We start from the raw sequence: 19,100 nt of genomic DNA on the forward strand, positions 1-19,100 counted from the left end.
CATGTTATATCACTACACTAGCCTTGAAGGGTTGATAGGCATACTCAAAAGTCAAAGTATTTGGGCAAGTCATTGCGAGTTCTTGAATGACTCAAGCGAGTTCTTACATGCGTTAAGTTTTGCCAAATCCCATTCTGGTAGCATATATATGGAAGATGACTATCTAGCGGCATTTGGATGGGGGATGAGGCACGCACTAGAGAAAATGGATAAACATGATATCTATGTGAGTAGCTTTAGCGAGAAACCAGATTTATTGAGTCAGTGGCGAGGTTATTGCCCGCAAGGTGCTGGTATTTGTATAGGCTTTGATAAAAATGCAATTGAAATCTTCTGTTCAAAAAAAGGATATAAGCTTTCAAAATGTTTGTATGATCATGACAAGCAGCAAGAGTACATTACTGAATTGGTCAATTCGTGTTTACAAAAATTCCCTAAGGCAAAAATTTCAAGAGCTGATTATGAGAGTTTAGATCCCAAAGGTCAGTGTAATCATGAAATTGAATATCAGCTGTATACATCTGAGGGCGAAGGGAAGCCTGAAGCAGATGCCGCACTATCTGAGCTTTGTAACTCAATAAACGATTGCGCTCCCATCATGAAGGACTATGGCTTCCATGAGGAGGCAGAATGGAGGGTGATTGCTCGAAATCCTATTGATGGGGTCTTTCACAGATATTCTACCTCCCATTTGGTGCCTTATATTGAGCTTCCTGTTATCAAGCAGGATATAAACTCCATTAAAAAGATTATTGTTGGCCCTAACCCAAATACCAAGAGGTGTGTATCATCAATAAGGAGTTTACTTAACTCACACGGGCTTGATGCAGTAGAGATTGAAAGTTCATCTATCCCGTTTAGCAGTTGGTGAAAATTAACTAGGCGCTGCTGTCGGACAAATTTTCCGCTGCGCTCCAAATTTGCCGCAGAGCACGGCGTTACGTTGTCGGGGGTTCGCATGCCAACGGTTGGTAAGAAAGACGCTTTCGAACGGGAGTACATGGCGAAGTTTCGCGCCCTCGCATCGTCGTTCGGTGAGTTCGTTAACTATGAACGAGACAGAGGGGCTCGCGATATCGGCATTCATCTGACCCAGAAGCTGCGCTCGGGGTCAGAGCGAATGTCGAGTTCATTGCTATGGTTCCAGATGAAAGGGATAATGGCTACGACTTTCCCGGCATCGACGGCTGAGTCGGCGGATAGTTTCCCAGTTTCCCTGAGCGTTAAGCACTTGCGATTTTGGTATCTTCAGCCGATGCCAACCTACCTTGCTCTCTACGTTGAGTCTCTGGATCGCTTTTTCTTCTGCAATATTCAAGCGTACGTCGAAACCCAATGGGGGCGCGGAATACTTTACCTCGACCAACAGACTGCGGTTGTGAAGGTGCCTAGTACTAGTCTACTCGATGAGCAGGCGTTTCGCCTTCTTCTCCAGACCAATGACGTTAAGGAGTGGGAGAAGGCGCTTGGAACGGACCAAAAGTACGTCGGCGTATGCTACCGAGACTATGGGCTGATTTGGCATTTAGGGACAGCCGGGGACCGTGGTGTACAGCACGAACTTGAATTCTGGGATTGGCAGAGTAAGACACGGAGCCAGGTCTTCATTCGTGAGATTGACGACGAGCATTCAGTGGTGCTCAGAGAGCACTGGCAGTACATGATGAGCATTTCTGAACTGGAAAGCGCCTATCCATATCTAGAGTTTTCTCAGAACGATGATGACCAAAGCGACTGGTGCGATGACGATGAATGGCAACCGACGGCGGAGCTGAGCGACGGAACTGTTCTTCGGGGCATTGATGCGGCATCCGAATACTTCGCCTTCGAGATGAGGGTAGAGCTCAATGATCTCGGTAGGCAGATGTTCGATTGGATTGTCTTCTTAGAGCACGTTGGACTCATTGAGCTAGGTCTCTGTGAGGAGCAGTTCATCAGCGTAGCGCCCTGGCACGGACGCGAAATCTAGGTGGGAGCGGTGATACTTTGACACATTGGCTACGTAACAATCGGATGCATCGCCCTGCGGGCGAAGCCACCGATCAGCCGCAGCGTTATGTATAAGAAAGCTCTCACTGGCCGCTTCTGGCCAGATGCTGAACTTAATCTAAATTAAAAATCATGGAGCGACAGTTAGTTCTCTAGGCTAACTGTTTTGCAAAGCGAAAATTATCCCTGAGGCTGCTGTTATGCTATATTAATTAAGGGTGTGTTTAGTTTTTTTGTTATGAAATAAGTAATGCTTGTTAATATGTGTTCACGTAAAAAGAAAAGTGTGTTTCTTCTCTGAGGAAAAGGCAGCATGAGTATGACGATAAAGGAAGCCACGGAACTGGCCTCGATAATCGGTGTATTGATTACTGTTATAGCCCTGCTATTCACCGTGCTCAGCTTTAAAAAACAACTCCAGCTAAGCTTTTTCTCAGAGTACACCAGGCGGTACCAAGAGATAGTTTTAAACTTTCCAATATCATTCAATGCAGATGGTTTTGACTATGGTTCACTTACGCCTGAAGACAGGGATAAGACTCTGAGATATGTACGTGCGTATTTTGACCTATGTAGCGAGGAATACTTTCTAAAGAGAAAAGGTCACATAGACAGTGAAACCTGGAAAGAGTGGGAGGCAGGGATGAGATTAGCCTTTTCAAAAACAGCTTTCTTGGAGGCCTGGGAGATACTTAATCTCGATTCTACATATTACAGTGAGTTTGCCAAGTTTGTGTATGAAATCATGCCAAACTCTCGCAATAAGATAAATCAGAAGGATGTGGGAGAAAATGACGTATCTGCTTAAAGCGTTACATTATCAGTTAATACTGAAAGTCCGCTTCTAGCCGAATGACGACTTTCAGCTTATACTGATGAATATGTCATAGAAGATAGAGATATAATAAGCGTGAGCAGGCAGGGTGGTATTCGCGCTCATTGAATAGCAGAGCATGTACAGTTAGGAATTAAGATAGAGGAACACATGGACCCCATTTCAGCCCTGTTCGCAGCGTTACTGGATAGCACTTCAAGTGCCGTAAGCAATCACATACAAGAGTCCGTGGGAACTGAGGTAAAAACTGTCGTAGTTGATCATACCGATCAGCTCATCTCGTATCAGCACCAGATGTGGCGTATACGGGGTGACTCTGTCTGTGCAGATAAAAGACAGCGTATTGACGAGTTCTCAAAATGCACACTGGCGGCAAAAGAGCATTTTGTCAACGCATGTCAATACCTTCAGGAAAATAAAAAATATGGTGTTAGATATGATCAGCTGAAGAATATGTACTGCTCAGCATCTAACTCTTTTCGGCCTACAATAGCTTCTATTGCATCTTCCAGCAAAGCTTCACCACTTGAGCTGGCAAAAAGGAAATGCAATAGACTTACATTTGATAAAACTGCAAGCGCGGAATCTCGCAATCAGGCATGCGCGCGCTATCGAGCGTTAAAAAGTGAGGAACCTTAAAGGTAAGGCGCTCAAAATGACAGGCATTCTTAACAGAATGTATTTGTTAAAAATTTTCCAGTGAGATAAACCTTGGATTATTCTTTATTCATCAATGAAGTATTAGGGCCGTTGTGGTGGGTCATTCCCGTAGCCTTTCTGATTGGTCTCATCAAGTCATCATGGTTCAAGGGCTTTTTCGGAGAGGCTTTGGTTAAAGCGGCCGCCAGGATTCGGTTGCCAGCGGAAACATACAAACCGATCCACAATGTGACCCTGCCTACGCTGGACGGCTCAACTCAGATTGATCATATCTTTGTGTCCCGATTCGGGATCTTCGTCGTGGAAACAAAGAATATGAAAGGTTGGATCTTTGGTGACGAACATCAGGCACAATGGACCCAAAAGATTTATCAGAAGTCATTCAGGTTCCAGAATCCGTTACACCAGAACTACAAGCATGTAAAAGCTCTGGAGAGCGCTCTCGATGTTCCTTCGGCAGTCATTCACTCTCTTGTGGTGTTTACTGGTAGTGCGAAACTAAAGACCAGGATGCCGAAGAGCATCACTCGTGGCGGTGGTTATGTGAATTACATCAAGTCGTTTCAGGAGGTCGTTCTATCTGAGACGGAGGTTCAAGAGGCCTTCATGAAAATCCAGGCTGGCAGGCTTGCCCCCACACGTGAGACCCACCGAAGACACGTTGCACAACTTAAAACTAGGTCTGATCCTAATGCTCAGCGCAAATGCCCCAAATGCGGCAGCAGCATGGTATTGCGGACATCCAAAAGGGGTAAGAATGCTGGCAATCAGTTCTGGGGGTGTTCTGGTTACCCGGAGTGCAGGGTGGTGCAGGAGGTTGGGTAGTTGTGGTGACGATAGATTTGCGTTTGGCTGCTATTGGCCGAAATCATCCGTCAGTAGAAGCTGATCAATTTAAGGTCAGGCTTAACTGGCTGAGCAGCTCTACATAGCACAGTCGGTTGGTGCCTTCGACATCTATGACTCCACTTTTGAGAAAGTGAAATCGGGGGAGTGCGGCCCGAGTTGGTGTTTTTGGCTCAAGTGATCCACTCAGTTCCTTCATCCTGTCGCTGAGATAGAGGTGGCGATCCTATTAGATACACTGGTCTATTGATTTTTCCATTTAATCTGAAATTCTATCTCTTCTTCATTATCCGACCGTTCGTGTTCGATGGTGAATTCGGCTCTGGCGGGAACATAGATGCGCTCGCCGGCAATCTGAATGTCGAAGCGTTCCCCATTCTCGATGGCATCCGCCAGTCGACGTAGCTTGGCCACGAAGTCGGCCTTTGGGTAACCTTTTTCTACGTCTCTCTCGTCTTTGGATCCCATTTTTCGCTCCTCGGTAACGTGGTTGTCGCCAGCGCCTGTAGAGCAAGCAGGCTCGCTTCCAGTCTAGCAGCTCTCTTACCCCCTCTACCTGGCGACGCCGGAAAAAACGACAGCACCGTCACCATCCTGATGCGCTGAGCGTTCGACCCTCGCACATAGGCCTAGTAAGCTCTCATCTGCCCCCCGATATCCAGGAGGATCCTCCACCATGACGAGCGCCAGAATTCTGCAGCAAGGTACGATCCACTGCTTCACAGCTGGTCTGCGGGATGAGAAAGGTAAGCTGGTCAATGCCGAGGTGTCCGCGGTGCTCTTCGACGGCGAGCGGCTGATACTGGCCAGCGACAAGCCCATCCCCGGCGAGGCGCGCTCGGCAGTGTTTGCCGTGCCGATGACGCCCCAGGGGCCCGACGACAGTCGGCTCGAGTACTTCACCACCCCGCTGATCAAGCAGGCGGTCAAGTACGAGGACCTGGCCCTCACCGCCGATGGCCGCCACGTGCTGGCCACCACGGGGTTCGATCGTATCGATGCGGAGAGCCACGCCCTCAACGACTACAACCACCTGCTGATCTGGCCGCTGGGCGAGCCGGAGCGGGTGCAGGTGGTGGACCCGGACCCGCGGGATGGCGTGGAGGGCTCGCTGGAGCTGCGAAGCAAGCTCGATCATGCCATCGGTTTTCCCTACTACAAGATCGAGGGGCTCGCCGCCATCCCCGGGGAGCGGGGCGACGGCCTGCTGCTGTTCGGGGTGCGTGAGCAGGGGCGTGCCCACGATGACTTCGCCTATGTGAGCCGGGTCGTGGGGGCCCACTACGAGATCAGCGAGGGTGGCAACCTGGTGTTCATCGACCAGCTGCGCGAACTCTATGCCTTCGAGCCTGGTGATCACCCCGCAGTGCGCTATGACTGTGGCCTCTCAAGCCTGGAGTACGACCCCTACCACGCACGCCTCTACCTGCTGAATAGCTACGAGGTCGAGGCGAATGGCGAGGAGCATATTGGTGGCTACCTGTGGGAGGTCGGCCTGGAGGACTTCCGTGCCGGGCGTCGCCCGACGCTTGTGACCACGCCGGTGGGTCTACCGCTGGAGTTCGAGCACAAGGCGGAAGGGCTCGCGGTGCTGGATCACGACCGACTCTTCGTGGCCTACGACAACGACCGCAACTATGCCCTCGGCAGCATCGACGAACGCGACGAGCGGCACGCCTGCGAGGCACCCTATAGCCTGCTTAATGTTTCCTGACTGCGGTGGTAAGGCGTTTTTCTGGGTTTGACGAAAAGTGCCTTGAACCCCCCAATCAGCGATCCGATCCAGTATCGACGTCACTGTCGACCGTTCCGATAGGTGTTGGGGCACCTTCGCTGTTTTCCGGCAACCAGGCGGGGCCATGCTCACTCAGTTCCGACCGCACGAGGCGTTTGAGCAGACGGCCCCGGTAGCACAGCATGTGCCACTCGGCGCCCAGTCGGCTGCGTATCCGGTCCCATCCGCCATCGTCGGCGTGGGTTAAGGGGCCACCTTGAGCAATGACCTGCCGATACACGGCAAGACACCGCTCGGCACAACGGGCTTCATCATAGGTCGCGGCCGTCACCAGTGCAGACTCGCAAAGAGGAAGACGGCGCTGGGGTTCCTGCAGGCTCACCAGGGCATCGACCATCTCCTCGACATCGTCACTGTCAAGCAGACGACCGTTGTCGCCATCAATCACCACCTCGCGGATGCCGGGGGCCGACACCGCGACGACCGGCAGGCCGGCGGCCATGGCTTCGGCCACCACCATCCCCTGGGTCTCGCTGTGGGAAGCAAAGGCAAAGACATCCATGGTGTGGTAGGCGTCGATCAGTCCCTGGCCCTGCAGTCGACCGGTGAAGTGCAGGCGGTCGGAAACGCCCCGTGAGTGAGCAATGTCGACCATGCTGGATTGAGCCGCACCTTCACCCACCACGAGGAAATGAGCCGTCGGGCAAGCCTGGAGGGCTTGGCTAACCGCCTCGGCAAGAAAAGCCAGATTCTTCTCGTGAGCCAGGCGACCTACGTGCCCAATCACGTAGGCCTGTTGAGGGATCCCGCGACGCTCACGCCAGTAGCACCGATTCCCCTGGGCAAACCGTGCCGTTGCGACGCCACTGGGCACCACGCTGATGGCTGGGTTGCCCTCGCGCTCGAGAAGCAGCTGACGAATGCTCTCGCTGGGGACGATCACGGCATCGCACAGCCAGGTGTACTGCGTCGCCAGGGAGGTAGCGAAGCGCTGCATCCGTGGCGAGTCCCCTGGCACATAGTGGGTGTAGTGTTCGTAGAGGGTGTGGTGCGTGAATACCAGCGGCAGTCCATAGGTCTCAGCGGCGCGACAGGCTGTATCGCCCAGCAGGAAGGGGTGATGGGAATGCACGATATCGGGCTCGAAGGCCTCGATGGCGTCATACAGCTGTCCGGGAATCGGCACCGGCAAGGAAAAGTCGCTGCCATTGAAGTTCTGAACGGCGGCGACTCGGATCACGCCCTCTTCCTCTTTCGGCTGGCCCTCCAGTTTCGGCGCTACCAGCAATACCCTGTGCCCTTGCCCCTGCAACTGTCGCTTTAGGCGCTGCACTGACTCGCTGACGCCACCGACAATCGGCAGGAAAGTGTTGGTGAACATCAGGATATTCACATGGGTGCTCCAAGGTGGGTCTGCGGCGCTATTCTGACGGCCTCACTCAGGATCCTCCAGTCCTGCCTTCATACCAACTTATCGGGATCCGGAACTTCACTGTAGTGACCTGGTCAGGGGGGGCTTGGCACAAGGCCCTAAGCCGCAGGGCGGCATACCGTTCCATAGCAAGGAGTAGCCTAGATATGAAATATTTAAAATCAGCATGTTATGCAACGATCTTGGTTGTCGCCGGAGGGCTGGCCACCGCCGCCATGGGTGCAGACGCGGCGACCTATGGCTGGGTGGAGACCGCCACCGTCGAACCCTGGGGGGCCGAGGTTAAGGTAAAACTGGACACCGGTGCGCTCACTTCCTCGATGCAAGCCGAAGAGATCGAGACATTCGAACGTGACGGCGAGGAGTGGGTGCGCTTCACCGTCGAAGTCGAGGATGAGGACACGGATGAGGTAGTATCACGCACCTTCGAACGTGAGGTATTTCGTAACCTGTTGGTCAGTGGCGCCGGTGGGGAGGATCGTCGCCCCGTGGTACTGATGACGATCTGCATGGGCCAGACCCTCCATGAGGAGCAGTTCAGCCTGGAGGATCGCGATGACATGAACTATCCCGTGCTGCTCGGGCGTCGCACTATCCAGAGCCTGGGGGAGGTCGATGTCACGCGCACCTTCGTGCATGACCCCGACTGCGATGAGGATAGCCAACTGATTCGCCACGCCGACCATGATTACGACGAAGACATCGGCATCTGACGGGACGCTGTCATGCCACTCGCGACCATTGAGGAGACGCTGTGCTGTTACCAATTCTGGCCATCATCCTGGGGATCGTGCTGCTCCTGTGGAGTGCCGACCGCTTCGTCGAGGGCGCCGCGGCGGTGGCCGGGCATCTCGGACTGCCATCTCTGGTAATTGGCATGGTGATCGTCGGGTTCGGCACCTCGGCACCGGAGATCGTGGTATCCATTATGGCGGCCCTGGATGGCAACCCCGACCTGGCCCTCGGCAATGCGCTAGGATCCAACATCTACAACATTGGCCTGATCATCGGAGTGACGGCACTGATCGTGCCGATCGCCGTCCACTCGACGATCATTCGCCGTGAACTGCCGCTGCTGCTGCTGTTTGGGGCCGTGGCCGGGGCACTCTTCTGGAACGGACAGCTCAGCCGACTGGAATCCTTGCTACTGCTGCTCGGGTTCTTCGGTCTCATGGGCTGGACGATCTGGACGGCACTGCGTGGCAAGGATGACCCGCTGGCCGCGGAGACCGAGCAGGAGCTCGCCTCGCATGCCATGACGCTCGGCCGGGCCATCGTCTGGCTGGTGGTCGGCCTGACGCTGCTACTGGTGAGCTCGCGGATGCTGGTGTGGGGGGCCGTCTCCGTGGCGAGTGCCTTGGGCGTGAGCGACTTGATCATCGGCCTGACCATCGTGGCCCTCGGTACCTCCCTGCCCGAGCTGGCGTCTTCGATCGCCGCGGTACGCAAAGGAGAACACGATATCGCCATGGGCAATGTCGTCGGCTCTTGCATGTTCAACCTGCTGGCGGTGGTGGGCATTGCCGGCGTCATCGCGCCGATGGAAGCCCTTTCAGCGGATATCATGCTGCGTGACTGGCCGGTAATGATGGCCATGGTCGTGAGCCTGTTCGTCATGGGCTATGGGTTCCGCGGTGAGGGGCGTATCAACCGCATCGAGGCAAGCGCCCTGCTGCTGGGTCTGGTGGCCTACAACGGTTGGTTGGTCAACGCCGTGCTGATGGCCTGATTGAACCAATCGCAGGCCAGGGGTGGATGGGGTAAGGAACTTTGCCACGTGGTCGCTGTATCAAGGGCGCTGTCATGTTTCATGCACCCGAAAGACAGGAGCCCATCGTGATATCCAAGCGCCATTCGCTCTCCTGGCTGATGAGCCTGGCCCTGCTGTTGCTGGTGGCAACGCCAGCCCTTGCCGAGTCACGACTGCCGGATTTCACGGAGTTGGTCGACAAGGCCGCGCCGGCCGTGGTCAACATCTCCACCTCCCGCGATGTCGAAAGGTCCATGACGTCCTCTCGGCAATTTGGTGGGCAGGAGGTGCCGGAGATCTTCCGCCACTTCTTCGGCGACCGCATCCCGATGCCGCCTGATGGCGGACCTAACCGAGGTGATACGCCACGCCGGTCATTGGGGTCCGGCTTCATCTTCGATGAAGACGGCTACATCATGACCAACGCCCACGTGGTCAAGGAGGCCGACGAGATCCTGGTCCGCCTCAACGACCGCCGTGAGCTCAAGGCGGAGCTGGTCGGTGCCGACGAAAAGACCGACGTGGCGGTCCTCAAGGTCGAGGCGGACAACCTGCCGACCCTGGAGCTGGGTGAGTCCACCGATCTCAAGGTCGGCCAGTGGGTCGCCGCCATCGGCTCCCCCTTCGGCTTCGATCACTCTGTGACGTCCGGGATCATCAGCGCCATCAACCGCACGCTGCCCCAGGACGTCTACGTCCCCTTCATCCAGACCGACGTGGCGATCAACCCGGGCAACTCGGGCGGGCCGCTCTTCAACCTGGATGGCGAGGTCGTGGGCATCAACTCCCAGATCCTGACTCGTAGCGGCGGCTACATGGGCCTTTCCTTCGCCATCCCCATCGACGTGGCACTGGATGTCGCCAACCAGCTTCGCGAAGAGGGTTACGTGAGCCGCGGCTGGCTCGGCGTCAGCATCCAGCCGGTGTCCAAGGACCTCGCGGAATCCTTTGGCATGGAGCAAGCCGAGGGCGCCTTGGTCGCCGAACTCGACCCCAGCGGCCCCGCGGCGGACAGTGGCCTTCAGGCAGGAGACGTCATCCTCGAAGTGAACGGCCAGGAAGTGGACCGCTCCACGACCCTGCCGCGCCTGATCGGTGAGACTGCGCCTGGCGAAGACGTTGAGCTCTCTGTGTTGCGCGATGGCCAGCGCGAGACCATTACGGTGGAAGTCGGCGAGTGGCCGAATGCCGGCCCCGAGCAATCCGATGGCGACTCGGTTCGACTCGGCATCGTGGTCCAGCCATTAACCGAGATGGAGAAGCGCCGGCTCGGTCTCGAGCACGGGGTGCGCATCGCCAAGGTCGACCCGACCGGCCACGCCGCTGCCGCCGGTATCCGCCCCGGCGATGTGCTGGTCAGATTGGGCCAGCAGCCGGTAGAGGGTCCACAACAGCTGAAGGAGATGCTGACCAGCCTGCCGGATGACCGAGCAGTGCCTGTGCTGCTCAACCGAGAGGGCCGTGCTTACTTTGTGGCCCTGCAACTGGGCCATGATGACTGATCACAGCTGAAGTGCATCTCTGCCAGTAGCGCCTCGGCGACGCGTTTCGCCGAGGCGCATTGTCATACCTTCTTGGTGTCGAATACTCTCCCGGCACCTTGCAGCTAGACATCAGTTTGTTCGGCCATGATCAACGCATCGTCGACTTCTATTCCAAGATATCTGACAGTGCTCTCCAGTTTCGTATGGCCAAGGAGAAGTTGCACCGCTCTCAAGTTTTTGGTTTGACGGTAGATGATCGTGACTTTCGTTCTCCGGAGTGAGTGAGTCCCATAAGAAGATGAGTCCAAACCAATGGATGTCACCCAGTTCTTTACTATCCGAGCATACTGACGGGTAGATAAATGAAGCTGTCTCGATTTTCGACTCGGAAATAAAAAATCATCCATTCCAAGGCTTTCGTTCTTGATCCACTGGCGTAGTGCGCCACGAGTCTTTTCGGTTATCTCGAATTGGACCGGTCTTTGGGTCTTTCTCTGCATTACGATGGCTCGGGAAGATATCATATCTCCGTGAGAGACGTCTCGGACATGCAATGCGACCAAATCGCAGGCTCTTAGCTTGCTATCAATGGCTAGTTCAAACAGCGCCAAGCCACGTTGTCTATTATTGAGTTGAAGCCTGACACGAATAGCCCAAACGTCTTTCAATCGGAGTGGGTGCTTTTGGCCAACCAGCTTGCCCTTGTTCCACGGGGAGTGATGTTTTTCAGAGGGAGTGTTCATGGGGCGCTCTCCTAGGGTCAAATCTCTAGGATGGCCCAAAATGCTTCTGTCATTATTGATTAAGGGTAATTGATGTTTTCCGAATTCCTATTTTAGAGAATTATGATTGTCCGCTTTTGGCCGATAGCGGCTATGCCCCAAATGATCGCTTCCTTCATTCACGGCGTTTCAAAAAGGCACTTCGCTTGCTGAGGAATTCCTTCCCTTGATTTTGTCCCATGATAGTCAGCAAGAGACTTTTGTAATGCCGACTGTCTGAAAAAAATGGGTATTCGGGCAATAAGATAGGCGGACGGAATAGCGGACAAAAGGGATGCCACTGGCACTGATCGGCTATTCCCAGGCTTGCCAGCTGAGCCGAAACCTATCTATATTCGGCTCACTATATGAGCCGAAATCCGTGCGATTCGGCTCATCCGTATTCTCGGAGGTCTGGCATGACCGATCACGCCTCGACATGGATCTGGCAGCATCCTGGCTGGCCGAACTTTACCTGGCAGGCGGCAGAGATTCAGCCACGGGTCCAGGCATGCTGGAGGGATCTCGGTATCTTGGTCGGCCGGTCTGGGGCCCTGACGCCCGCGGACGATCAGGACGCCGAGGCAAGAGCCGCACTGGATACGCTGTTGCAGAGCATTGTCACGTCCTCGGCCATCGAGGGGGAGCGGCTCAATGTGGCCTCAGTCCGCTCATCCCTGGCCCGACGCCTTGGCGTGGAGGAGCCTGAGGGCGTTACCTCACCACGTTCCGAAGGCCTGGCGGAGCTGATGCTGGATGCGACCCTCAATCCTGACACGTCGCTGGACACCGAGAGGCTGTTTCAGTGGCATCGCTGGTTGTTCCCTGATGCTGACGACGCTAAGGCCCGGGCAGTGGCGTGGGGGGGAGCCCATGCAGGTGGTCTCGGGTCGCCTCGATCGTCCCAAGGTGCATTTCGAGGCGCCGCCGCGTGAGCGGTTGGAACACGAGGTTGATCAGTTCTTCGCGTGGTTCGAGTCCAGCCGTCATGACCCCGAGCTGGATCCCCTGGTTCGGGCGGGTCTGGCACACTTCTGGTTTGTGACGCTGCATCCGTTTGAAGATGGCAATGGCCGGATTGCCCGGGCCATCGCCGATCGCGCCTTGGCGCAGGCGGATCAGCAGAGTATCCGCCTGTATGCCATGTCGGCGGCCATCCTGGAGCGCCGCGCGGACTACTATCGCCGCCTGGAAGCGAGCCAGCGTGGCACGCCAGATCTGACGGCCTGGCTTGTCTGGTTCCTGGAAACTCTGGATGCCTCCTTGCTGGATGTCCTGGCGCAGGTCGAGCGGACGCTGGCCAAGGCCCGCTTCTGGCAGCACTTCAGGGCGGCTGGCCTGTTGCCTGAGCAGGTGAGGGTGCTGAACCGCCTGCTGGATGGCGGTGAGAGAGGCTTCGAACACGGTATCAGTGCGTCGCAGTACCAGAAAGTCGCCAAGGTCAGTAAGGCAACCGCCACCCGTCACCTCGCTGGGCTGGTCGAGAAGGGTTGCTTGGTGAAGCTTCCAGGTGGTGGCCGCAGCACGCGCTATCAGGTGCCGGAACGGCTCCGTCAGGACGGCGGGGAATAGACGTCCCCCATGACGACGGGGCGATCCTGAAGATACTCACCATCCGCCCTGCCGTATGGCCGTGAAGTCCGTCACGTCGGGATTGTAGAGATAGAGCCAGGCAGGGCCGAAGGCGGTGGGGTGAACGGCGCGATCATAGAGGCCATGCCGGGGCTGGTGGGGGCGGTAGTCCTCCAGCCGGTCGAGGCCGCTAAGCAGCCGGACATCCACTTCGAATACCTCGATCTCCACTCCGTGCGAGGGCTCGAGCTTGGCCCCGGGGAAGGGGCCAAGGTCATAGAGGGTAACGTCTGTCAGGCGATCGCTGCCCATGAAGCCGGCGCCATCAAGCCAGTGGTGATTGCGCAGGCCGCGCTTGAGGGTGCCGTAGACGGCCACCAGCGGCGTGCGGGGGATGGCCAGCGCAGGGGGCGGCATGTCGGGTCTCTCGTCAGCCGTCGATGCCAGAATGCTAACACGCTGCCTGGCGACGGGGCTGGCGTTACAGCCTTGGTGCGTCGTAGTTGAGCGGCTCGTCGGTATAGACACAGACGTTGGCGTCCGCGATGTCGCCGGCGGGGTCTTCCAGGTGGGTGGCGAAGAACTCGCGGATCTCGCGGCGCTGGCAGTGGGCCTCGAAGGCCTCGCGGTTGGCCCAGATCTCGTGGAAGACGATGGGGTAGCTGTCGCCCTGAGCGAAGGGGTTGTCGATCCTGCGGGTCACCGTGTAGAGCAGGCAGGCATCTTCCCGGTGGGCGTTGGGCTCTAGCGCCTGCAGGGCGCGGAAGAGCGCCTCCTCGCGACCGGGCTTGGGCTTGAAGCTGGCGGTGCAGTAGATCTTCTGTGACATCGCGGCTGTCCTGATGAGTGAGTAAGGCGCCGACGATACCACCCCAAGGCAGAGCGAACGAATCGGGGCAACCGCGTGCAGGCCGAACCCGGGGAGAGGTGTGGCGCCAGGCCCTCAGTTCAGGCGCTTGAAGCCTTCACGGAAGCGCTGCCGGGCGTGTTCCCAGCGGGAACCGGGCGGTGCGGCAGGCGCCTTGGGCAGGGCCGCGCTGGCGCGCTGCAGGGCGTCGAGGATGGCATCCAGGTGGCGGTGGCAGAGGGGGGCATCCAGGCCACCCGGGCAGCGCTTCAGCAGGGCGTCGCACTCGTCGCTGGCCTGGGCCAGGGCGCGGCGGGCCGCGTCGTTGTCCTCGGCCTGCGCCTGGCACTCCTTGAGCTCCCGCGAGAGCATCATCAGCATCTTGCTGTCGAGCCAACAGGGCATGGTGACGCTGGCCTTGCCGGCCATGGAGTTCTTGATCGCCTGGAAGGAGACCTGCAGGAAGACCGCCGTGTAGTAGGCCTTGGGACGTTGCGGGCTCATGGGGGTCGGCTCTTTCAGGGAAACAAGAATTGTTATCGATAATGGCCAAAGCCGGGCTCGGGGTCAATGCCCCGATCAGCGACATGGGGCCGCAGCATGTGGCGAGTGTGATCGGGAGGGAGGAATACTTTTTTACGATAGGAAACTATTTTTCTTATCGTATACTTCGTGCACCCTAAGGTTCCGTTGGCACCCGCTCCCTTTTGCCGGTGCCAGTCCATCCCCGATCTGGAGCGGCGCGCGCCGGCTTCCGACCCGAGCCGGGTTCCCGATCCCTCGCGGACGGCGTGAGCCCGCAGTGCAACGAGGTATTTCTGATGAGCAAACAACCCTTCCTGATCGCCATGACCTTCATGTCGATCATTATCGGCGGTGGCTTCGCTTCGGGCCAGGAGGTGCTGCAGTTCTTCACCGGCTACGGCGTCATCGGGATCGCCGGCACCCTGGTCAGCGCCCTGCTGTTCGCGTTTCTCGGCATGCAGATCGCACGGATGAGCTCCAGCATGCAGGCGCGTTCCCACAAGGAGGTGCTGGTGGAGCTGTTCGGCACGCGGGCGGGGCTTGCCATCGACCTGGTGCTCTCCTTCTTCCTGTTCGGCGTCGGCGTGGTGATGCTGGCCGGCAGCGGCTCCATCTTCGCCCAGCAGTATGGCCTGCCGCCGCTGTTCGGCGGGGTGCTGCTCAGCGTGCTGGTCATCCTGACCCTGTGCCTGCGGGTCCGGGGAATCATCAACCTGATCAGCGCCATCATGCCGGTCCTGCTGCTGCTGGTGCTGACCATCACCGTCTACTCCTTCTTCACCAGCAGCGCCTCGCTGGAGACGCTGGAGGCCGCGGCGACCAAAGTGCCGACCATCAGCAAGGGCTGGCCGGTCTCGCACTGGTTCATCGGCGCACTGCTCTACGCCTCCTTCAATATCGCCGTGGGCTTCCCCATGCTCTCGGTGATCGGCGGGCTGACCCGCGATTCCCGCCAGGCGGCGCTGGGGGGCATCCTGGGCGGGGTTGGCCTCGGCGTGCTGATCTTCCTGCTCAACATCGGCCTGTTTGCCAACCTCGAACGTCTCGTCGGCGTCGATATGCCGTCGCTGATGCTGGCCACGGCGGTGTCTCCGCTGGTGGCCATGGTCATGTCGCTGGCCCTGATCTGCATGATCTACAGCACGGCGGTGGGCATGTTCTTCGCCTTCACGGCGCGTTTCGCGACGCCGGAGACCAGCCGTTTCAAGGTGTTCAGCGTGCTCTTTACCACTGTGGGGCTGGTGCTCAGCCAGTTCGGGTTCAGCACCCTGATCGGCACCGTCTACCCCATGCTGGGCGTGGTGGGGCTGGTCCTGATCGTGGCGCTGGGCTACCGCTGGCACACCGCCCGCCGCGAGGCCAGGGCGGGTCTGGCCAGTTCGTCCAGCTATTGAGCACCCTGATGACTCGCCCGGGCCTCGACACGGTTCCTGCCGAGTTCCTTGGCCCGGTAGAGCGCCTCGTCCACCCGCTGGGCCAGTGAGCGGGAGTTCTCGCCGCCAGCCAGTTCCACCACGCCGAAGCTGGCGGTGACACTGCCGAGTGTTTCGAAGCGATGGTTGGCGATCGTCTGCCGCAGCTTCTCGGCGACCCTGCTGGCCGCCTCGAGGCCGGTGTGTGGCAGCAGCACCATGAACTCCTCGCCGCCCCAGCGGCCGTGAAGGTCGGCATCGCGAAGGCTGTCACCCACCAGGCCAGCGACCGTCTTCAGCACGTCATCACCGGTGTTGTGGCCGAAGCGGTCGTTGATGCGCTTGAAGTGGTCGAGGTCGTACATGATCAGCGAGAGGAGCGAGGCGTAGCGGCTGGCGCGCTCCATCTCCCTGTCCAGCAGGCGGCTGAATTCCTGGCGGTTGGTGATGCCGGTGAGGCCGTCGGTAATCGCCATGGCCTGCACGCGCTCCTCCGCCCGCTTGCGCTGGGTGATGTCCAGCAGGATGCCGGTCCAGAGGATGCCTCCGTCGGGCTCCTGCTTGGGTGTCGAGCGGCACTCGATCCAGCGAATGGAGCCGTCGCCATGGCGGAACCGGAACTCCACATGGACGTTTTCCATGGTGGCGGCGCTGCGCCGGGTCTGGGCCTCGACGAGATCGGCATCCTCGGGCAGGATCCGCGACATCAGCGGCACCACCTCCGCCCCGGCCATCGTGTCGATCGACAGGCTGCCCAGCTTGACCAGGCCCTCGCTCAAGTAGGGGAAGCTGCGCGAGCCATCCGGCGCCATGCGGTACTGGTAGAGCACCCCGGCTACCTGGGAGGCGATGCCTTGCAGCAGCGCCTCGTTCTGCCGCAGCCGTTCCTCGGTGGTCTTGCGTGCCGTGATGTCCCGCACGATGCAGAAGATCAGCTTGTCACCCTGGTAGGTGGCGCCGTTGTTGCTGAGCTCCACGTCGATGACGCTGCCATCCTTGCGGCGCTGCCGGGTCTCGAAGTGGGCGCCGCCGCTGTCGACGCTATGCAGCATCGCCTCGATCTCGGGCTGGCTGAAGCGGGTGTCGAGGTCCCAGATGTGCAGGGCCTACAGCTCTTCGCGCGTGTAGCCCAGCATCTCGGCATAGCGATGGTTGACCCGGTAGAGGCTGCCGTCGAGCCTGAGCACCCCCATGCCATCCCAGGACGCCTCGAACAGGGCGTTCCAGAGGATGGTCTCGTTATTCCCGGATGATGGCATGGGCGGATTCCCGAGCCTCAAGGTGTGGGTGACTGGTTATCATAGTACCTCACGTTGCGTCATTCTGGTGCACTGTTGACCGGCGAGGTGGTGGCGGCGGGAGTGGTCTACGCTTGGCACCACACACCGGGGTTCGGAGCGAGTTCATGCGCCATCTCTACCTGATGCGCCATGCCAAGGCGAAGTCGTCACGTGCCGACCTGGCCGATCATCGGCGTCCCTTGCGGCGGCGAGGCCGGCATCAGGCCGAGGCGATGGCCGCTCCCCTGCAGCGCTGGGGGGCACTGGAGGGTGACATTCACGTGAGCAGCGCCAGGCGCTGCCTGCAGACCCTTGAGGCCGTGGACAGCGTATTGCCCGGCCTCGGGGTGGCCGATCGGATGCAGCTTCACGATGATCTCTATACCTTCGAGGGGCAGGCGCTTCTCGAGTGGCTGAGACGCCTGCCGGAGGAGAGCGAGCGCGTGCTGGTGATCGGTCATAACCCGGCCCTGCTGCAGCTGGCTCGCTGGCTGTGTCCCGAGGCGCCGGCGTCGCTGCCGACCGGCGGCCTGGTATGCCTGACGTTGCCCGTGCCCTCCTGGCAGGCGTTGGCCAGGCATGGCGCCGAGCTCACGGCCAGCCTGACGCCCGCCGAGGCGAGCCATGCCCTCTTCAAGCGCCGGGCCCCGGTCGCACCCGATCTGCGCAAGGCCGACCCGGCGAGCCGGGTTCACGCGCTGCTGTGCCACCAGTATCGCTTGGTCCGTGCCCTGGGGCCGGGCGTGATCGCCGGTGTCGCCCCCGAGTTCCTGCACCAGTATCGGGTCAATCTGCGCCGCAGCCGTGCCATCGGCGAGTCGCTGCTCGCCATCGCCAGGGTGCCCGGGTTGAAGAAGCGACTGAAGCGGCTCAAGCGCCGCGCCCAGGCCACCAGCGAACTGCGCGACCTGCATGTCTTCCTGGAGAGCCTGGATGCTAGGCCGGCACCGCTCTCGGAACGGATCCGGTTGACTCTGCATGACTGGCTGGCCGCCCGTGAGCGGGAGCGGCATGAGGCGCTGTGTCGGCAGCTCGGTGAACCCGAGTATGCCGAGGAGATGGCGGCATGGCAGGCCTTCCTCGATGGCAACCGCTTCCAGCAGGCGCTGGCTGGCCTGGATTCACGGCGCGTCGACAAGGTGCTTGCCGAGCGCATCGCCGAACACGATCGCGAGCTTGCCGCCCTCGGCGTCGCCAGCCCCGACGAGGCCTTCCATGACCTGCGCAAGGGGGTGAAGCGCATCCGCTACCTGGCCGAACTGGACCCCAGGCGCCATCGGCGGCTGCTGAAAGGCTTGAAGCGTCGTCAGGGCCTGCTCGGCGACTTCCAGGACCTGTGCAGCCGCCAGGCCTGGGTCGAGGCCTTTGCCGCCGCTTCGCGCCATGCTCCCAGGCGCCGGCAGGAGTGCGATGCCTGGTGCGCCACCCTCGAGGGGCAGAAGCGCGAGCTGCGTGAGCAGGTTGCCGCCCTCGAGCCGCTGGCATCCTGAGCTCAGGCGCAGGGCCGGGTTGAACTGCGTGGCCGGCTCCTCCACCTTTGACCTGTCCCCATCATCTATCCAGGAGTTGAGCCAGTCAGCCGCGCATCCTACGTATCGACGCGAAGCGTGATGCGCTAGTTAAGCGGCGAGCCTTGGCGAACGTCAAGGCAAATGCTGGATAAATATCAGGTAATGGCTTAGGCTTTTTCCATGACTCGAACTATGATTCGCACGGACAAGTGGCCACTACAAGCCACGACGCAGCAGCGACACCTGATGCGTTTGACGCTGGCGGAGTATCGCCAGTTCTGCCGTGCGTTGTCAGTGGTGGTCCTGGCCAACTGGCCGTCGCTGCAGCAGGCCCCCAGCTTTGCCGCTGCCGTGGAGCGGCTGATGCACCCGACCAAGAAGAACCCCTCGCCTCGCCACCACTACTTCGTGAAGCGTTTCTACAAGTTCCCGTCCTACCTGCGCCGAGCCGCCATCGAGTT

20 protein-coding genes and 2 pseudogenes are annotated in these 19,100 nt (G+C 58.7%); 14 read left to right on the forward strand and 8 right to left on the reverse strand.

The window, feature by feature from the left end:
• Position 1 precedes the first annotated feature (1 nt).
• The 5 genes from LWH48_RS12740 to LWH48_RS12760 all read left to right on the forward strand — a co-directional run bounded on the left by LWH48_RS12740 (position 2) and on the right by LWH48_RS12760 (position 4,309).
• Complete coding sequence (locus tag LWH48_RS12740; protein ID WP_232912867.1) at positions 2-871, forward strand: DUF2971 domain-containing protein; 870 nt, start codon at positions 2-4, stop codon at positions 869-871.
• Between the two features lie 129 nt (positions 872-1,000).
• Positions 1,001-1,969 carry a DUF4365 domain-containing protein gene (locus tag LWH48_RS12745; protein WP_232912868.1) on the forward strand — a complete coding sequence of 323 codons (969 nt, stop codon included), beginning with the start codon at positions 1,001-1,003 and terminating at the stop codon, positions 1,967-1,969.
• A 333-nt stretch (positions 1,970-2,302) separates the two neighbouring features.
• Complete coding sequence (locus LWH48_RS12750) at positions 2,303-2,797, forward strand: hypothetical protein (protein WP_232912869.1); 495 nt, start codon at positions 2,303-2,305, stop codon at positions 2,795-2,797.
• Positions 2,798-2,974: 177 nt separating this feature from the next.
• The gene (locus LWH48_RS12755) at positions 2,975-3,463 is read left to right on the forward strand and encodes a hypothetical protein (protein ID WP_232912870.1); all 489 of its coding nucleotides are present in this window, start codon (positions 2,975-2,977) and stop codon (positions 3,461-3,463) included.
• Between the two features lie 72 nt (positions 3,464-3,535).
• Positions 3,536-4,309 (forward strand): nuclease-related domain-containing protein, encoded by a 774-nt coding sequence (locus LWH48_RS12760; RefSeq protein WP_232912871.1) that lies wholly within the window; start codon positions 3,536-3,538, stop codon positions 4,307-4,309.
• Positions 4,310-4,573: 264 nt separating this feature from the next.
• Here LWH48_RS12760 and LWH48_RS12765 read toward each other — a convergent pair whose 3' ends face one another.
• Entirely contained in the window at positions 4,574-4,798 is a 225-nt protein-coding gene (locus LWH48_RS12765) for an amphi-Trp domain-containing protein (RefSeq protein WP_023004124.1), read from the reverse strand.
• 208 nt (positions 4,799-5,006) lie between these two features.
• Between LWH48_RS12765 and LWH48_RS12770 the strand changes: the two genes are divergently transcribed.
• A complete protein-coding gene (locus LWH48_RS12770; protein ID WP_232912872.1) occupies positions 5,007-6,044 on the forward strand; it encodes a hypothetical protein in 1,038 nt (345 codons plus the stop codon).
• 55 nt (positions 6,045-6,099) lie between these two features.
• Here LWH48_RS12770 and LWH48_RS12775 read toward each other — a convergent pair whose 3' ends face one another.
• A complete protein-coding gene (locus tag LWH48_RS12775; RefSeq protein ID WP_232912873.1) occupies positions 6,100-7,458 on the reverse strand; it encodes a glycosyltransferase in 1,359 nt (452 codons plus the stop codon).
• A 221-nt stretch (positions 7,459-7,679) separates the two neighbouring features.
• On the opposite strand from LWH48_RS12775, the gene rloA3 reads away from it, so the two are divergent.
• From rloA3 to LWH48_RS12790, 3 genes are all read left to right on the forward strand, one after another.
• Complete coding sequence (gene rloA3, locus LWH48_RS12780; RefSeq protein WP_332875626.1) at positions 7,680-8,210, forward strand: retropepsin-like aspartic peptidase RloA3; 531 nt, start codon at positions 7,680-7,682, stop codon at positions 8,208-8,210.
• Between the two features lie 41 nt (positions 8,211-8,251).
• The gene (locus LWH48_RS12785) at positions 8,252-9,226 is read left to right on the forward strand and encodes a calcium/sodium antiporter (protein WP_232912874.1); all 975 of its coding nucleotides are present in this window, start codon (positions 8,252-8,254) and stop codon (positions 9,224-9,226) included.
• Positions 9,227-9,366: 140 nt separating this feature from the next.
• A complete protein-coding gene (locus LWH48_RS12790; RefSeq protein ID WP_052046785.1) occupies positions 9,367-10,749 on the forward strand; it encodes a DegQ family serine endoprotease in 1,383 nt (460 codons plus the stop codon).
• A 104-nt stretch (positions 10,750-10,853) separates the two neighbouring features.
• Here the strand turns inward: LWH48_RS12790 and LWH48_RS12795 are convergent, their stop codons facing one another.
• Positions 10,854-11,474, reverse strand: coding sequence for a tyrosine-type recombinase/integrase (locus LWH48_RS12795; protein WP_232912875.1), 621 nt, complete (start codon positions 11,472-11,474; stop codon positions 10,854-10,856).
• A 437-nt stretch (positions 11,475-11,911) separates the two neighbouring features.
• Between LWH48_RS12795 and LWH48_RS12800 the strand changes: the two genes are divergently transcribed.
• Both LWH48_RS12800 and LWH48_RS12805 read left to right on the forward strand, forming a co-directional pair.
• Positions 11,912-12,427 carry a DUF4172 domain-containing protein gene (locus LWH48_RS12800; RefSeq protein WP_232912876.1) on the forward strand — a complete coding sequence of 172 codons (516 nt, stop codon included), beginning with the start codon at positions 11,912-11,914 and terminating at the stop codon, positions 12,425-12,427.
• Complete coding sequence (locus LWH48_RS12805) at positions 12,366-13,064, forward strand: Fic family protein (RefSeq protein WP_232912877.1); 699 nt, start codon at positions 12,366-12,368, stop codon at positions 13,062-13,064. Before LWH48_RS12800 ends, LWH48_RS12805 begins: the two co-directional genes overlap by 62 nt.
• A gap of 36 nt (positions 13,065-13,100) precedes the next feature.
• Here the strand turns inward: LWH48_RS12805 and LWH48_RS12810 are convergent, their stop codons facing one another.
• From LWH48_RS12810 to LWH48_RS12820, 3 genes are all read right to left on the reverse strand, one after another.
• Entirely contained in the window at positions 13,101-13,481 is a 381-nt protein-coding gene (locus LWH48_RS12810) for a gamma-glutamylcyclotransferase family protein (RefSeq protein WP_232912878.1), read from the reverse strand.
• 64 nt (positions 13,482-13,545) lie between these two features.
• Positions 13,546-13,893: a putative quinol monooxygenase gene (locus LWH48_RS12815; protein WP_232912879.1), complete on the reverse strand. Its 348-nt coding sequence runs from the start codon at positions 13,891-13,893 to the stop codon at positions 13,546-13,548.
• A 114-nt stretch (positions 13,894-14,007) separates the two neighbouring features.
• Entirely contained in the window at positions 14,008-14,415 is a 408-nt protein-coding gene (locus LWH48_RS12820) for a hypothetical protein (protein WP_232912880.1), read from the reverse strand.
• Between the two features lie 317 nt (positions 14,416-14,732).
• On the opposite strand from LWH48_RS12820, the gene LWH48_RS12825 reads away from it, so the two are divergent.
• Positions 14,733-15,830, forward strand: coding sequence for a YkvI family membrane protein (locus LWH48_RS12825; protein ID WP_232912881.1), 1,098 nt, complete (start codon positions 14,733-14,735; stop codon positions 15,828-15,830).
• On the opposite strand, the gene LWH48_RS12830 is transcribed toward LWH48_RS12825, so the two are convergent.
• Complete coding sequence (locus tag LWH48_RS12830; RefSeq protein WP_332875627.1) at positions 15,824-16,660, reverse strand: GGDEF domain-containing protein; 837 nt, start codon at positions 16,658-16,660, stop codon at positions 15,824-15,826. The two genes, LWH48_RS12825 and LWH48_RS12830, sit on opposite strands and share 7 nt — an antisense overlap.
• Before the next feature lie 78 nt (positions 16,661-16,738).
• Positions 16,739-17,107, reverse strand: a pseudogene (locus LWH48_RS12835) (PAS domain S-box protein); the annotation flags it as partial.
• Positions 17,108-17,253: 146 nt separating this feature from the next.
• Here LWH48_RS12835 and LWH48_RS12840 point away from each other — a divergent pair.
• Together LWH48_RS12840 and LWH48_RS12845 are read left to right on the forward strand one after the other, a co-directional pair.
• Positions 17,254-18,618: a CHAD domain-containing protein gene (locus LWH48_RS12840; RefSeq protein WP_232912882.1), complete on the forward strand. Its 1,365-nt coding sequence runs from the start codon at positions 17,254-17,256 to the stop codon at positions 18,616-18,618.
• A 267-nt stretch (positions 18,619-18,885) separates the two neighbouring features.
• Positions 18,886-19,100, forward strand: a pseudogene (locus tag LWH48_RS12845) (IS200/IS605 family accessory protein TnpB-related protein); the annotation flags it as partial.

Source organism: Halomonas sp. G15 (assembly GCF_021282295.1).
In the GTDB taxonomy this organism is placed as follows: domain Bacteria; phylum Pseudomonadota; class Gammaproteobacteria; order Pseudomonadales; family Halomonadaceae; genus Halomonas; species Halomonas alimentaria.